We start from the raw sequence: 14,980 nt of genomic DNA, 5'->3' as shown, positions 1-14,980 counted from the left end.
ATCAACGTTGGCATATGCAGCTCTATTTTCTTCAATAAAAAAACCATCCAATGTACGTACTGGATGGTCTTTGGTATGTCAGGATAGTACGGCTACTGCTATACGTCTTTACTCTTTTTCGAGCTCGTTTTTTTCTTCACAGGTATCTTCTCTGGCATTGCTGCAACCCATTGTAAAGACTGCTCGATCCACGCGGTAATGATATCAGGCGTTTCCCGCCACAGCTCCGATAGGGTGACATATTCCTTCATAGGTTTCCCTGGCATGGGGGAAAATAACGATGCTCCTTCTTGCTCGACAAGACGAGAACGCACATCTTCCGGCAGGCGGATAAAGATTTGCTGTCCGTAAAGTCCAACGAACATGTTGCCATTAATAAAACCGGCCAGATTACCGAACATTGGACGAATATGAATATGAGGATCGCTGGGCATAACGGCAGCGAAAAATTGTTTCATCTCCTCATCTGGACGAGGCATGGACATAAAGAAAACACCCTTTCGATTTGATAGTTATTTTTCCGTTGTAGCCTTAAGCCGCTTCAAATCTCCTTGAATGCTTCTTTTTACTTGGGGAGACAGAAGATATCCGTGAATGCTCGGGTACATATTCAACTACTTTAAGTACATAATGAATTTCCTTACCCAGGAATTTTGCAATTCGTCTTACCTGAGTTCCCAAGCCAATGGGGCGTTCAGTTATTCTTATCGTAATTCGTAAAATAGTCGTTGTTGACACTCGTATTTTAGCAATCACTTATGTAAGTGTCAACTTAAATAGTTTCATTAGTTAAGTTGACACTTAATTAAGTATATGCTAAATTAACGTTATGATCGAAAAAGTGATCCAAGCCATAGTAGAGCCAAGACGCAGAGATATATTATATCTCGTACGTGATGGAGAGCTTACATCAAGCTCCATCGCGTCCCATTTTGACATTTCGGCGCCAGCAGTATCACAACATCTTAAGGTTCTTGAGGAATCCGGACTACTTGTGGTTCGGAGAGAGGGAACCAAGCGGTATTATCGTATGAGGAGGGAAGGGTTTGCTGATCTGAAAGCGTACATTGACCGTTTCTGGGATGATAGTCTACTGCTATTGAAGGAAGCCGCAGAAGAAGAAGAGAGGAGACAGCGTAACCATGAATCAAACGAATCAAACAAGCGACACGATTAGGAAAGAGATGTTCATCGATTGCCGTCCGGAGATCTTATTCTCCTTTTTTACCGACCCGGAGAAGATGGTTCGTTGGATGGGCAGACATATCCTGTTGGAGCCAAGCATCGGAGGGAAATATCGAATCGATGTTAATGGATCGGATATTGCGATGGGCGAGTATAAAGAGATTATTCCTAACGAGAAAATCGTTATGACGTGGGGCTGGGAGAAGTCCAAGGTGGTTCCACCTGGTTCAAGCACGCTCGAATTTAAATTCACAGCTAAAGACAAAGGTACCGTTCTCCTATTAACTCACTACGATTTGCCGGTCGAAGAAGTCGCCGCCCACACAGAGGGCTGGATGCACTATACAACTAGACTCCAAACGTTGGCTGAGGGTGGAGATCCTGGTGTAGATCCTTGGTCGGTTAAGGCCATGCATTAAATAACGTTTCAATAAAAAAGCTTATGGGGAGATGGAAGACAATGACGACATTATCTTGCGATTGTGGGTTCAAAGTAGAAGAGGAAAACCGGTACGAAGTAGAAGCGAAGATGTGGCATCATGCGATTCACGATCATGCTGATATGTTAAAAAGCATGACTGTGGAGCAGCTTACACAATGGTTGATGGGAAAAGACAAGCAATTAGGCGATTCTTCAGCTATTCATCAGGAGGTTGTTTTCGCAGCAAGCCCGAACCGCATCTATGAAGCGCTGACTGATGCTGCACAGTTCAGCAAAGTCTCAGGAGGAGCTCCTACAGAAATAACTCCGGAGGCTGGTGGTTCTTTCTCCTGCTTCGGAGGGATGATCGTAGGGAAAAATATTGAGCTGGAGCCAAACAAGCGAATCGTTCAAGCGTGGCGTGTCGCGAATTGGGAAGAAGGCGTATATTCCCTGGTGAAGTTCGAATTGGAAGGGCAAGGCGCGGAAACCCGCCTAATCTTTAGCCATACAGGCTTTCCTGAAGGACAAGAAGCTCACCTGGCTCCAGGCTGGCATACAAACTATTGGGAACCGCTCAAGAAGTATCTAGCCTAAAATATTAAGGGGCTGTCCTCAAGTAGATTTATCTACTTTTGTGGACAGCCCCTTTTATTTGTTCTCATTACTTCCAAAGGGCATGAAGTATTAACGAGATTTACAAGTTAGATGAAGACGCCTTCCTCCTAGTGAAGAACCACACACAAAACATTCGGCTTAATAAGAATGTAATCATTAGAGAGAGCCATGTACAGAACCAGCTCCAGTGAACATAACGTACGAGATTCGTATAGTGTTCCAGGATGACTTCCGTAATCGTGAGTGGAATGCAGAAAGTAATGTAATAACTAAACTGCAGCCAACGGCTCCGGCCAGTTGGATAATAGCAGTTAAACACCATGCAGATAATTGGATAAGCTAAGTACTCATAAGTCATGCTGGTTCGGCTCACATCGGGCAGCTCTACCACAGGATAAGCCAGTAAGTTGTACTCTACAACCATCAGGCCAATCGGACAAGTGAGCATCTGCTTGAATAGGAAGGAGACGACTGCTAGCCGGACTTTGCGACGGGGGATGGTGAAGATGAGCCCAAACGATAGAGCCCACACGGCAGTTAGCACCCATCTATCCATGCTCATGATTTACCTCCTCTAATTCAGCTTCAGTTGCTTCTGGTTCTCCATTTCGATAAAACCAGCGAACAATCATATTCGTTAATACCAGTAAGAAAATAAAGAACATGCTGCCCATGAACCAGTCGAGGAACTTATAATCTAACAGTTGAGTGTACTTAGCTAACATATCATTTAACAAGGCAAGAGCTGCGCACCATAGCAGCAAATAGAGGGTATTTATCGCCCTCGAGCGCCGCGGCTCAAGGATAATGTAGATACCACATAATATTGGATACAGTACATACGTCATCGTAAATCCGATATCTGTTGCTCTCGGGAACTCACGAACTGGGAAAGAAATGATCCTCAGCTTGATAAGCAGGATTACGGAAAACCAAACGATAGCCTGGGAGGTAAAATAGGCGAGAATAAATCGGCGTGCATTCGATCGTTGAACGAATAAAATGACCATTGCAAGCCCCAATATCCAAACAAGGATAATAATTTTTCTTTCCAGAATCATAATGACAGATCCACCCTCATCTTCATACCGTTTGCCAACCAAAGTTAGTATGCCTTCCCTCAGAACTGACAATACTACCTCCCAATTGGCGCATTATTTAACAGATATCATGTAAATAAATATATATTATCTCCAATGGTGATTGTAGAGAAACTAAAAGGGAAACAGGAAGAATTATCTCCCAGCCCAGCCAAGCGCAGAAATAATATGAAATAAAAAAACCTCCTCATATTTGAGGAGGCTATCATTCTTTATTAGCAGATTTCACCACTCCTTACGAAGTGCAAACAAATCTCTCAAATCTTCGTTTGAGAGTTCCGTAATCCAGCCTTCAGAGGTGGAAATCACGTTCTCACTCAGACTCATCTTGCTCTCGAGCATCTCATCGATTCGTTCCTCCAATGTGCCGAGGGAGATGAACTTGTGTACTTGAACATTGCGCGTCTGTCCCATCCGGTAGGCGCGGTCCGTGGCCTGGTTCTCTACGGCAGGGTTCCACCAACGGTCGAAGTGGAACACATGGTTCGCTGCGGTCAAGTTGAGTCCGACTCCGCCAGCCTTCAGCGACAGTACAAAGATGCCTGGCCCCGATCCATCTGCGGCTTGGAACGTATCGATCATCTTATCGCGCTCCAACTTGGGTGTGCTTCCGTTCAGATACAATACCGGTTCATTCCGCTCAGCCCGCAGCACGTCTGCCAATATCCGCCCCATGCTTATATACTGAGTGAAAATTAGGCAGGAGTCGCCTTCGTCCCTGAGTTCACCGACCATGGCAACCAACCGCTCAAGCTTCGCGGATCGCATCACGAAGGCTTCGCGGTTTTCCTCGGAAAGCAGAGTTTCCTCCGATAGATCAGCTTCCTTCGTTAGCAGATTAGGGTGGTCGCATAGCTGCTTTAACTGCGTTAAGGCTGCTAGAATCGCTCCTTTGCGTTCCATGCCTTCCAGCTTTTGCATGCGTTCCATGAGATCCTTGACGGATTGCTCATAGAGTGCTCCTTGCTCGGCGGTCAGATTGATATAGACTTTCGTTTCAAGCTTATCGGGCAAATCGAGCTGGATCGCAGGATCTTTCTTTTTACGGCGCAGCATGAAAGGTTTGACGAGTTTCTGCAGCTGTGCTGTTCGCTCCTCGTCGTGGTGCTTCTCTATCGGATTCGCAAAACGATGTTGAAACCCGCGTTGATTCCCGAGATAACCCGGATTAAGAAAGTCGTAGATCGACCACAACTCGGACAATCGATTCTCAATAGGTGTTCCTGTCAGTGCAATGCGGTGCCGAGCTTTGAGCGTACGGATTGCTGCGGATTGTTTATTGTGGGCATTCTTGATATTCTGGGCTTCATCCAAGCAAAGGGAACTCCACATGGTTTCCTGCAGAGTCTCTTGATCCATTAAAGCCGTCGTATAAGAGGTAAGCACAATATCAGTTTCTTTCAAAACCGTAGAAAGTGCCTCGCCGCTTAGTCGTCCCTTCCCGTAATGAAGAAAAACCGTTAAATCTGGAGCAAAGCGGACAAGCTCCTTCTGCCAGTTGCCAAGCACAGAAGTAGGGCAGATAAGTAGGGCAGGGTGCTCGGACTCCTCTCTATGATGGAGTAAATACGTGATGAATTGAACGGTCTTGCCGAGTCCCATGTCATCGGCCAAACAGGCGCCAAGCCCGAATTTCCTAAGGAAGCTCAGCCACGTGAAGCCCTCGCGTTGATATCCGCGAAGCTCAGCACGCAACCCCTCCGGCACAGCAATTTCCTTTAATTCCGAAGGCTGTCCAAGCTGACGCAGCAGCGCCAAGAGATGCGCATTCAGCTCGACTTCCAGCTTCAGCCGTTCTTCATTATCCGCTTCTTCCTCCGCCGTAAGACTTTCCTTTTGGGTTCTTTCCTTTTCTGATTCACTTAACAGGTGAAGCTGAAAGATATCCTGCAGGGACAGACCTTCTTCCGGGTTCACGCTTTCCATGAGTCTCTTGATTTGCTCCAATAAAGCAGGGTCCAAGTACACCCATTGTCCACGGAAGCGGATAAGACGTTCATTACGGCTAAGAAGACCAGCGAATTCTGCTTCGCTCAGGTCAGAATTGCCAATGGCAATTCGCCAATCGAAGTTTACCAGCGAGTTCAGCCCGAACAGCGACTCGCCTCTGCCGCCAGCTTCTGAGGAAACCTTTGCGCGCAGCCGAGGCTTGCGTTTCGAGGCGGCCTCCCACCAACCGGGGAGCATGACATTCCAGCCATCATCCAACAAAAGGCGGCTGTCCGTTGTTAGAAAAGACCAAGCCGCTTCGTCGCTTAAAGGCTCTGCAAATAGCTCGCCGCCGCTAATGCGCCCAGGCAATGCTTCTGTTAGTCTAGTAGCCCAGCCAAGAGAACGCTCTAGGATATACGGGCTCCAATCACTTGCCCACGTGCCTGAAGCACGTCCGTCTGCATAAAGACGAATTGGCGTCAACACAGATCCTTCACTTTTATCTTGCAGGACCAAGCGGAGACGCCAAGTGTCATCGTTCTCGTCCGGTTCCAGCAGTTGCAGGGCAGGGCGGAAGGGAGCGGTGTCCGGTCTCCAGCCCAAAGAGGCAAGCCATTCTTCGTCCGTGAACGCATCAGCCGAGATTGGGGCAGATTTCTGTGCTCGGAAAAGGGCTGGATAATCCCGCCGAAGATCGGATAGGGCAGCTTCATTAGGATAGTGCTCAGCCGAAACCACGGCGGAGAAGGCAGCACGCAAGCCAGACATTCCGTCACCTAAGCCATCTAAGCTTTGTATTGAATGCCAATCAAGTTCTTTCAGTGACTCCGTCTCGACATCCCAAGTCCAAGCCAGATTCCCATTCCGGAATGCGCTGTAACTGGGTACATAGTGACCTGCTTTAGCTTCTCGGTATAGAACCGGCGCCACTTCTAGCAGTCCCTTCGTGGTTTCGTTTCCCCCATCCCACCGGAGAACATCCATGAAATAGGGTTCTGCGAAGAAAGGGAGGACCATCTCCACAGGCAGGACTGTTAGTGTCAACTCTCCCAATAGCTGTTGGTCCAGAAGGGTCCCATAGTAAGAGGGCTCGTGCCACGTGAACAGCAGTTTTCGAAATTTATCTCCGGGCACATCACGTCCGTCCTGCAGCCCCCAGAGTAAGGCATCTCCACTGTCCGTTAAGGTCACGTTCAATGTCATATCATGCAATTTTGTGCTCATCCGAGTAGCTTTCCTTTCCTAAGTTCCTCTTGCAGCGCCCTCAGCCTGCTGTGCCGTTCCACGAAACCGGAAAAGAAATGTTCCCATCGCTCGGTTTGTTTCATTTTCTTGTACACTTTATCGAGCCTCTTGAGGAGTCTTACCGCTAATTTGTAATCATGCCGATTTTTCAAACTGACATAGTGATCTACCGCTTGATGGTAATAAGGTAGAAGGAGTTTTGGTGTATCCTTCTCAATCGGCTGCAGAACATTGACGCGATGGTAAAGAGGGTCATGCCCCTGAAGGATCTGCATTTCCAACCAAGGCTTCCATTTTCTTTGTTCGTACAGCATTTCCTCAATAATCCGAAAAGAATAAGGCAATAGCTCTTCTAGAACGCTCCACATGTATTCTTCTGCTTGGGGGAGATGCACGATGGCTTTTGTCCAAAAATCGGCATAAACATCAAGTTCTTTGGTCCTTTTCCTATTGAAAAAAGATGCTGATCTTCTCAACCAACTCACTAACTCTTCCCAGTTCTGGGTGTCATATAGATAGTCTAGGAAAGGAATAAATAGTTTGGCAGGGGCTTCTTTGAAAATATCATTCGCTTCTAAAGCCTTCCAGGCTTCTTTGCTCCTAGATTGCTGCAAATATAAGAAAGCCTTTGCGGCTGAGAGAGAAGGTGAGGGACTGTCCATTGTCATCGTCTCAAGAGCTTCTATTTCCTTAGTTACATATTGGCTTGCCTCGGGATCTGGGGTAACCCAATATTTCCAAAGCACGGTGTAGACGCCATAATCATGATAATTATGACCCAATTCTGCAGCCATCTGCAGTCTGATATAACTTAACGTTTGTTCAAGGCGTTCTCCGGAGAGCGAGAAGTTGACAAGGGGCGATTTGTGCTTCAGCCAAGTATGAATCTCATCGTAAACCCGGTAAAGGGTGGAAGAGGTGTAATAATTTACGCCACCTTGTGCGTTCTGCTCTTTTGTTTTTCTTAGGATAAATAATTCCTGATGCATGTCAAAAAAAATCTGATCGGTATCAGAAAAAGGAATAGAGATCTTCTTCATGTTTTGCAACTGTTGCCGCAGCATGTCAACATAATTTCCTAAATCATATGTCGCCTTAATGAGCGACGTGTATTGATTCAGAAACTTCTGCCAGCCGGATACATCCATTTTGGGCAATTGTATGAGCGTAGACTCCAAGGAGGTCATGGAAGTAGCCCGCTTTAGATGCAGTTTGGCATTCATAATTTGGGAAGCGGGGTAACCCAGACGATCCCCGAGCTCCATCCAAACTGCGGCCATATGCTTGCAAGAGGCTGGTACTGGACAACTACATTGACTGGAGCGGGGCTTGTCTAAGTTCAGAGTGACTCGGTAGTCGCCTGATTCTTCCTCTGATACCCTTGCCTGAACGACTCGAGTCTCTGAAATGATCAGGGAAGCTACCCGCTGTTGTTTAAAGTAAGTAAACCCTCGACTAAGGGTAACGTCATTATAAGTTTCGGCTACGTACTCCAGCAGCGTCAACCATTGGTCATCGTTTAAAATGGGAGAACTCATAGAATAACTCCTTTTTTCCACTTTCAATAATCAAAATCATCTTTTAGTATAAATAGTGTAGCTGATAATGTAAATTTAATCCTTAACAAATGAGAAGGATACACCAGTTAGTGAGTCTATTTAATAGGAAGTAGGTTACTATTTGAATACTCGAATAAAGTATTTTGCAGCCATCATAACTACCGTCGTTTTAGGCTTAAGCTCAAGAACGTTCTCCGGTGTAATCCCATTATTTATTGCTAAACATGCTGGGGACGTGCTTTGGGCAAGTATGGTCTATTTTGGTTTTCGATTTATTTTTATACTGAGAAGTTTAACATGGTCGGTAAGGATCAGCGTCATATTTAGCTTTGCTATTGAAATCAGTCAGTTATATAAAGCAGAATGGATAATCGATATAAGAAATACGGTCATTGGATCGCTCATACTTGGAAGAGGATATGTAACGGTTGATTTATTTAGATATGTCATAGGGATTACAATTGCTTTTTGGATAGACAAGTTATGGCTGCAGCGCGATAAGCGCATTTAGTCATGCCATTTACCCACGGATGGACGATTTTCGCATCCAACTTATCCATACAATCAAGAGAGGATAAACAATACCTATAAGGAGAGCAAGGGGAATAAACGTTAAGTTATCCCATTTATCTTCATAGGCTGTATTTGGATAGACAACAAGAGATAAGACCGTAATAATCAGTCCTAATGGAAAACAAAGTATTTTGTAATCACGAAAATGGAAAACATGCGCAATGCCTTTTATCGTTGTGTAAAAAAACATAGATAGTTTGAAATAAATCGAAACAAGCCACAAAAATGCCGCAATCACTTCAATTCGTTGTAAAAAATTCGCAATATTAATTCTTTGCGCCAGGGCGTAACTAGGATAAACTTGCTTAGATATATTATCTGCCCCTAATACCAGAACATTGTTACGATAAGTAGAAGCATCATCATGCCACTTACGATTACGCCGATTAAATAAGCTTTCTTAGCCTTTTGCATACTAGTAACTTGATGAATGATGGGACCAATCGTAATAAACAAAGAGATATAAGTATAACTAGTGATTCTTATTGCAGATCGAACGACTGGAAGGGTTGTTATTTCCCCAACCGGTAAAATATTGTTAATTTCCATATTAGGAATACTAATGACCATGAATAAGATAAATAATAGCATAATCCATGGGAAGAAGATCTCTGCAGTTCTTAACATGACAACCATCCCTAGCTTTGCTCCCATTACGACAACTAGCATGAATAAGATGTGAATAGCTTGAATTGGCGTAGTCGGCATGATTTGAGTGATCATAAAATGGCCCACATAAAAAAGAACTTGTGAGCAAAAAATGAGTGTAATAGTGCAAGACCGAGCGTGATGAACTTTCCCAACCACTTGCCAAAAACTTTCTCATTAATTTCAAAAATAGAACACTGTGGGAACTTCTTAGAAATAAATATATATAGCCAAATGAGAACAACCCCCATTGCAATGCTTACCATTTGTGGCATCCATGCATCCTGCTTTACTTCTGCTGCTACTGATGCCGGAATAACCAAGATTGCCGTTCCAATGGCGTATAGGATGACGATAATCATGAATTGTCGCGGGAAAATTTGATCTGTACCCATATATACACGCCCCTTGTGAAAGGCTATTGTGTTAGGTGCAACAGGAGAAACAGGAGTGGCGATTGTCGCCGAATTGGTTAAGAGGGGGATAGAAACGGTTGCCTTCGGACGTACGCTTTCAAAGCTCGAACGATTAAAGAAGGATTTAAACGGACCTGTTAACTTAACATTAATAACTGGAGACGTGTTTAATTCGGACGATGTCTACGAAGCTTCCAAGGGAGCCGATGTTATTTTCCACAGTGCTTCCATCCCTTATAACGAAATGAAGTCCAAACTGCTGCCGATGGGGGAGTCGGTTATGATGGCTGCTAACAGGCTTGGAGTCAAGGTTGTGGCTGTGGACGGCATTTATCCTTATGGAAGAAGAACGACATTGGAGCCCATCGACGAAGAGTATCCCAAAAATCCTCACACGGTGAAAGGAAAAACGAAGCTTGAATTTGAAAAAATGTTTTTCAGCCGCCGCTGGAATCAGGTTCAGGGCCTCATCGTCAGATTGCCTGATTATTATGGTCCTTCCGCAACTGATTCTTCATATCTGTGTTCAACCTTACAAGATATCGCGGCTGGCAAGCCGACCATTTTCATTGGAAATATGAAGGTTTCCTGTGAATTCGTGTACTTACCGGATGCAGCTAAAATGATTGTGGAACTAGCAAGTCGAAAAGAGGCGTACGGGCAGAATTGGAATATTCCTGGTTCGGGCCTGATTTCGGGGCGGGCTTTAGTCAAATTGGCCCAAGAAGCAAGCGGGACGAACAAAGCTATATTTCCTCTTGGCAAAGCAAGCTTGTCTCTTATTGCGTTATTTAGTCCAGTTATCAAAGAGGTGGTTGAGATGTTGTATTTAACGAAGGATCCACTGGTTCTCAGCGGCAAGAAATATGAACGATTAGTCGGACCTGTTCCGGCCACCTCATTCGAGGAAGGCATGAAAGCGACGATTGGGGCTATCAAGAACCGTCAAAGCGAGAAAAGTTAATTCAGTTATTCTCATAGAGTCAAAAGTTCGGCTTCAAACGAATAATCTTATCATCGCCTTTATTTGGCTTGCCGCGACCGTCACGGTTGTTCGTCATGAGATATAGAGATCCGTCAGGTCCTTCATAAACATTGCGAAGCCTGCCGAATTTCCCTTGAAATAAATGCTCCACGTTGGCGACTGTATCGTACTTTGGACCTTTTAGGTTTACTTTTAAAAGCCGTTCTCCCCGTAATCCTGCCACCAGAAGGCTGCCTTTCCAAGGTCCTTTGCTTACGAACGCTGCGCCTGATGGTGCCCACGTTTCTTTTCCGCTTTGGAGGATTGGTGTTTTTAGATTAGCTTTTTCTGGACTTGAGGATGTTTCACCTTCAATTAATGGCCAACCATAATTGCCCCCAGGTTCAATAAGGTTAATCTCATCATGTGCGGATTGACCATGTTCGGAGCTGTACAATTGCCCTGTATCTGGATGCCAAGCGAGCCCTTGAGGGTTACGGTGTCCCATGCTGTAGATGGGTGAATTCTTAAAAGGATTAGAGGCAGGAATAGACCCGTCTAGGGCAATTCGTAATATTTTGCCTCCTGTACTATTTGGGTCCTGTGCTAAAGGGGGATCATACCGATCGCCGGAGGTGATATATAGCAGCTTATCTGCACCAATTTTAATCCTTCCGCCGTTATGGTTTTCCGCTCCTGGTAATCTGGAAATTAACACTTTATCCAGCTGTGCTTTGTTATTTTTTTCGATAAGCCTCAACACACGATTGTTGATTTGATCCTTCTCCCGATAGGTGTGATAAACATAGATATAATGGTTTTCCATAAAAGAGGGATCAAGCGCAAGTCCTAACAATCCTCCCTCACCTTCGCTGATGAAGGGGGCTTCGAAAGAGATAAGCGGCTCAGGGTTCAGAAGACCTTTCTCAATAACACGCAGAGTACCAGGTCTTTCAGTGAAAAAAATCCGGCCATCCTTCGCAATATCCATCTCCCAAGGGACATTAAGTCCATCGGCGACGGTTTCCATTTTATAGGGAATATCCAATTGTGTAGTTGAAGTCTGACCTGGTGATAGTTCATTAACTTCCTTATCCGGCGTACACCCAGCGGTTATCCCAAGTGTTAAAGCTAATAGAATAACAAGGATCTTTCTCATTAACATTTCCTCCTCAATGATTAGGATGAACATGTGTAAAGCTTTTGGTATAAATCATTATACCATTTTGTGGAAGAAAAATATAAACTGCATCATGTAAAATGTTATAATATGGATATTAGAAGAGGATTTATTAAATCAATAAAAATAGGCGAAATACTCGTGGTAGTATAGGAGAGATCATTGTTAGGTTAATTAGCAAGAAAAGGTTTTATATAAGGAGCCAAAATCTCATGATTATATATCAAAATGAACATATAACCGTTTTTCAAAGCGCATTGTATCAAACGACATCAACCGTTGTGCTAACGAAGGATCTGGTATTAATTGTTGATCCGAACTGGCTTCCAAATGAAGTTGATGACATTCGGAACTATGTTGATTCGGTAAAAGGTGATCGCGAGCTATACCTGTTATTTACGCATGGCGATTTTGATCACATTATTGGGTACAAAGCATTTCCGGGCGCAAAAACAATTGGGAGTTACGCACTAAGCTGTCATCCGAAGAAAGAATATAAGATTTCATTGATTCATGAATTCGATAGTAAACATTATATTAATCGAAATTATCCCGTCGAATTTCCAATCCTTGATATTATCATCTCGGAAGATGCCGAGGAATTAAGGATAGGTGATACTTTATTGACTTTTTATAAATCCCCAGGACACACGCCGGACGGATTATTTACTATCATTGAGCCGTTGGGTATTTGGATTACGGGCGATTATTTATCAGATTTCGAATTACCGTTTATTTATCATAGTGCCAAAGCATATAAGGAAACGTTGAAAACGGCAAGTCAGATTTTAAATCAACACAGAATTGAACTGCTAGTTCCTGGACATGGACAAGTTACCACCGATACTGTGGAGATGAAAAGGCGTTTGGATATGTCTTCTGATCATTTGGAACGGCTTGTTAAGGCGGTCATTGCAAAAGATGAGAGTGCTATCGCGGCGCTTGGCGATGAGCATGCTTATAAATCTTCTTTTACAGAAGAATGCCACGAAGAAAATATTAGAATCATTAAGCAAGAATATTTGTTCAATTTACCTGGCTGAATGGTTCCGCCATGTCAATAATCCACCTCTGGATTTGTGGAAATGTTCGTTCTTAATCAAGGGATAACATATTTGCGTGACAAACAAGCTGCTATAACAGCTGGGCAGGGCCATCTATATACCTTAACTATTCTTTTTTCTAAAATAGGCAGCACCCCCTAAAAATTGTAAATTGCACGAAAGTATATTTATGGGGAAGAAAGAATGTGAGGAGGAGCAACTGAATGAAGTCAAAAGTCTTATTTTGCACAGCGATCCTAAGCCTGATGGTAACGGGAGCCGCATTCGCTAATGATGAGCACCCGAACAAACATGCGGAGAAGAAAACTGGCTTAGAAAATGCTCTTGAACGAGGGAACAAGAATGAAACAGCCCGTGAAGCTATACGCAGAGCAATGGAGCGGAAACAAGGAAAGCAAGATCAGAATAAGTGGACGATAGAGCAGCGAGTTGCCGCGGACTTGAAAGAATTGGAGATTACATTCGGTGGTACTGACTCGAAAAATCAAGTCACTCAGGCTATGGCGCTGCCGCTTGCAGGAACTCATGGTTCCACTATCAGTTGGGAATCGAGTACGCCTTCGGTTATTTCCAATGACGGACAAACCGTAATTCGACCTTCCGCAGGGCAAGGGGATGTTGAGGCAACGCTTACAGCCACTGTCAGTTACGGTGACGTATCAAAAACCAAAACGTTTACCCTAACAGTTAAGCAGCAGAACTCGGAAACCCAAAGAGTTGCTGCAGATAAAGCGGCGTTGGCGATTACATTCGGTGGGACGGATACGGCTAGCGCTGTTACTCAACCGTTAGCCTTGCCGCTTAGCGGAACAAACGGTTCCACGATTACTTGGGTATCCAGCAATGCTGCGATAATTTCGAATGACGGCAAAACGGTAAACCGTCCAACAGCAGCGCAAGGGGATGCCGTAGTTACTTTCACAGCTACAATAACCTATGGCGCTGTTTCGGATACCAAATCTTTCTCGTTGACAGTTAAATCGGTGTTGACCGATGCTCAGAAAGTAGCTGCAGATAAAGCGCTGCTTACTATCACATTCGGTGGAACAGATACAACAAGCAGTGTAACACAACCGTTGACATTGCCGCTTAGCGGGACAAACGGTTCCACGATCACTTGGGTGTCTAGCAATGCATCCGTCATTTCGAATGATGGTAAAACCGTGCAGCGACCTTTCGCTGGCAGTGGCGACGCATCGGTTGTACTAACGGCGATCTTAACGAAGGGCAGCTCATCGGATGTCAAAACCTTTACTTTGACGGTAAAACAGCAATTGACGGACGTGCAGCGAGTTGCTGCAGATAAAGCGGCCTTGGCCATCGTTTATGGAGGGACGGATACGGTATCCAGTATTACTCAAGCATTTACACTTCCGGCTGTAGGCGTTAACGGATCATCCGTCATCTGGGTTTCGGGCAATCCATCCATTATTTCGAACGACGGCAAAACGATAAATCGTCCAGCTGCCGGACAAGGGGATATAACGGTAGTTCTTAGTGCAATTATCTCAGCCGGAGGTTATTCCGACACTAAGGTCTTTACAGTAACGGTAAAACAGCAATTGACGGACGCGCAGCGTGTAACAGCAGATAAGGCAGCGGTGGCCATCACTTTTGGAACTTCCGATTCTGCCTCCAGTGTAAAGAACAATATTGGCCTGCCTGTAAGTGGGCCGAATGGTTCCAATGTCATTTGGGTTTCGAGCAATACGGCAGTTATCTCTAATAGCGGTATCGTCACTCGACCGACTGCTGCCAGCGGAGAAACCGCGGTTATCATGACGGCTGTTATTACGAGCGGCGGATATGCCGAAACAAAAGCATTTGTTTTGACGGTAAAGCAGCTTCCGTAGTAATACTTTTAAAACTGTAAAAAGCAAAATACAGTCAGAATGAGTCCCCATCTTTCCAAGGTGGGGATTCTTTTCGGGTTTGGGGATAAGCGAAGCTTACCCCTTATTTAGCATGGTTAGCTATAGATTTTGCTAATTGAGATTGTGGATTAGTGAATTGTTACTTAGTGTCTATCTTTTCGGTTATATGAGTGAATGTTGTACATCGTGCAACAATAACCG

At 44.6% G+C, this 14,980-nt stretch carries 14 protein-coding genes and 1 pseudogene; 7 read left to right on the top strand and 8 right to left on the bottom strand.

Going from position 1 to position 14,980, the window contains the following annotated elements; translation table 11 throughout:
* Nucleotides 1-98: 98 nt before the first annotated feature.
* Complete coding sequence (locus QFZ77_RS28795; RefSeq protein ID WP_307444816.1) at nucleotides 99-485, bottom strand: TfoX/Sxy family protein; 387 nt, start codon at nucleotides 483-485, stop codon at nucleotides 99-101.
* A gap of 344 nt (nucleotides 486-829) precedes the next feature.
* Between QFZ77_RS28795 and QFZ77_RS38005 the strand changes: the two genes are divergently transcribed.
* Genes QFZ77_RS38005 through QFZ77_RS28785 form a run of 3 tightly spaced genes read left to right on the top strand, consistent with a single transcriptional unit; the run spans nucleotide 830 to nucleotide 2,203 of the window.
* Nucleotides 830-1,177, top strand: a complete 348-nt coding sequence (locus QFZ77_RS38005) for an ArsR/SmtB family transcription factor (protein WP_373462664.1) — start codon at nucleotides 830-832, stop codon at nucleotides 1,175-1,177.
* Nucleotides 1,143-1,604, top strand: a complete 462-nt coding sequence (locus tag QFZ77_RS28790) for an SRPBCC domain-containing protein (protein ID WP_307444815.1) — start codon at nucleotides 1,143-1,145, stop codon at nucleotides 1,602-1,604. The genes QFZ77_RS38005 and QFZ77_RS28790 overlap by 35 nt, the downstream gene beginning before the upstream one ends.
* A 41-nt stretch (nucleotides 1,605-1,645) precedes the next feature.
* Nucleotides 1,646-2,203, top strand: a complete 558-nt coding sequence (locus tag QFZ77_RS28785) for an SRPBCC family protein (protein WP_307444812.1) — start codon at nucleotides 1,646-1,648, stop codon at nucleotides 2,201-2,203.
* Nucleotides 2,204-2,303: 100 nt separating this feature from the next.
* Here the strand turns inward: QFZ77_RS28785 and QFZ77_RS28780 are convergent, their stop codons facing one another.
* From QFZ77_RS28780 to QFZ77_RS28765, 4 genes are all read right to left on the bottom strand, one after another.
* Nucleotides 2,304-2,786 carry a CBO0543 family protein gene (locus tag QFZ77_RS28780; RefSeq protein ID WP_307444810.1) on the bottom strand — a complete coding sequence of 161 codons (483 nt, stop codon included), beginning with the start codon at nucleotides 2,784-2,786 and terminating at the stop codon, nucleotides 2,304-2,306.
* Nucleotides 2,773-3,357 carry a CBO0543 family protein gene (locus QFZ77_RS28775; RefSeq protein WP_307444808.1) on the bottom strand — a complete coding sequence of 195 codons (585 nt, stop codon included), beginning with the start codon at nucleotides 3,355-3,357 and terminating at the stop codon, nucleotides 2,773-2,775. The genes QFZ77_RS28780 and QFZ77_RS28775 overlap by 14 nt, the downstream gene beginning before the upstream one ends.
* A gap of 192 nt (nucleotides 3,358-3,549) precedes the next feature.
* Entirely contained in the window at nucleotides 3,550-6,480 is a 2,931-nt protein-coding gene (locus tag QFZ77_RS28770) for a DEAD/DEAH box helicase (protein ID WP_307444806.1), read from the bottom strand.
* Nucleotides 6,477-8,039, bottom strand: a complete 1,563-nt coding sequence (locus tag QFZ77_RS28765) for an SWIM zinc finger family protein (RefSeq protein WP_307444804.1) — start codon at nucleotides 8,037-8,039, stop codon at nucleotides 6,477-6,479. Before QFZ77_RS28765 ends, QFZ77_RS28770 begins: the two co-directional genes overlap by 4 nt.
* A 142-nt stretch (nucleotides 8,040-8,181) precedes the next feature.
* Between QFZ77_RS28765 and QFZ77_RS28760 the strand changes: the two genes are divergently transcribed.
* Entirely contained in the window at nucleotides 8,182-8,571 is a 390-nt protein-coding gene (locus QFZ77_RS28760; protein WP_307444802.1) for a ribosomal maturation YjgA family protein, read from the top strand.
* Nucleotides 8,572-8,580: 9 nt separating this feature from the next.
* Here QFZ77_RS28760 and QFZ77_RS38000 read toward each other — a convergent pair.
* A pseudogene (locus tag QFZ77_RS38000) lies at nucleotides 8,581-9,341 on the bottom strand (GerAB/ArcD/ProY family transporter).
* 11 nt (nucleotides 9,342-9,352) lie between these two features.
* Complete coding sequence (locus tag QFZ77_RS28750; RefSeq protein WP_307444798.1) at nucleotides 9,353-9,676, bottom strand: GerAB/ArcD/ProY family transporter; 324 nt, start codon at nucleotides 9,674-9,676, stop codon at nucleotides 9,353-9,355.
* A 25-nt stretch (nucleotides 9,677-9,701) separates the two neighbouring features.
* Here QFZ77_RS28750 and QFZ77_RS28745 point away from each other — a divergent pair, with 25 nt between their 5' ends.
* Nucleotides 9,702-10,661, top strand: coding sequence for an NAD-dependent epimerase/dehydratase family protein (locus QFZ77_RS28745; protein ID WP_307449920.1), 960 nt, complete (start codon nucleotides 9,702-9,704; stop codon nucleotides 10,659-10,661).
* 19 nt (nucleotides 10,662-10,680) lie between these two features.
* Here QFZ77_RS28745 and QFZ77_RS28740 read toward each other — a convergent pair whose 3' ends face one another.
* A complete protein-coding gene (locus QFZ77_RS28740; protein WP_307444796.1) occupies nucleotides 10,681-11,820 on the bottom strand; it encodes a PQQ-dependent sugar dehydrogenase in 1,140 nt (379 codons plus the stop codon).
* Between the two features lie 233 nt (nucleotides 11,821-12,053).
* On the opposite strand from QFZ77_RS28740, the gene QFZ77_RS28735 reads away from it, so the two are divergent.
* Both QFZ77_RS28735 and QFZ77_RS28730 read left to right on the top strand, forming a co-directional pair.
* Nucleotides 12,054-12,884, top strand: a complete 831-nt coding sequence (locus tag QFZ77_RS28735) for an MBL fold metallo-hydrolase (protein WP_307444794.1) — start codon at nucleotides 12,054-12,056, stop codon at nucleotides 12,882-12,884.
* A 224-nt stretch (nucleotides 12,885-13,108) separates the two neighbouring features.
* A complete protein-coding gene (locus tag QFZ77_RS28730) occupies nucleotides 13,109-14,758 on the top strand; it encodes an immunoglobulin-like domain-containing protein (protein WP_307444792.1) in 1,650 nt (549 codons plus the stop codon).
* Nucleotides 14,759-14,980 lie beyond the last annotated feature (222 nt).

Source organism: Paenibacillus sp. V4I3 (assembly GCF_030817215.1).
In the GTDB taxonomy this organism is placed as follows: domain Bacteria; phylum Bacillota; class Bacilli; order Paenibacillales; family NBRC-103111; genus Paenibacillus_E.
The sequence above is the reverse complement of the archived record's forward strand: the minus strand, read 5'-3'. Positions and strand labels throughout refer to the sequence as shown.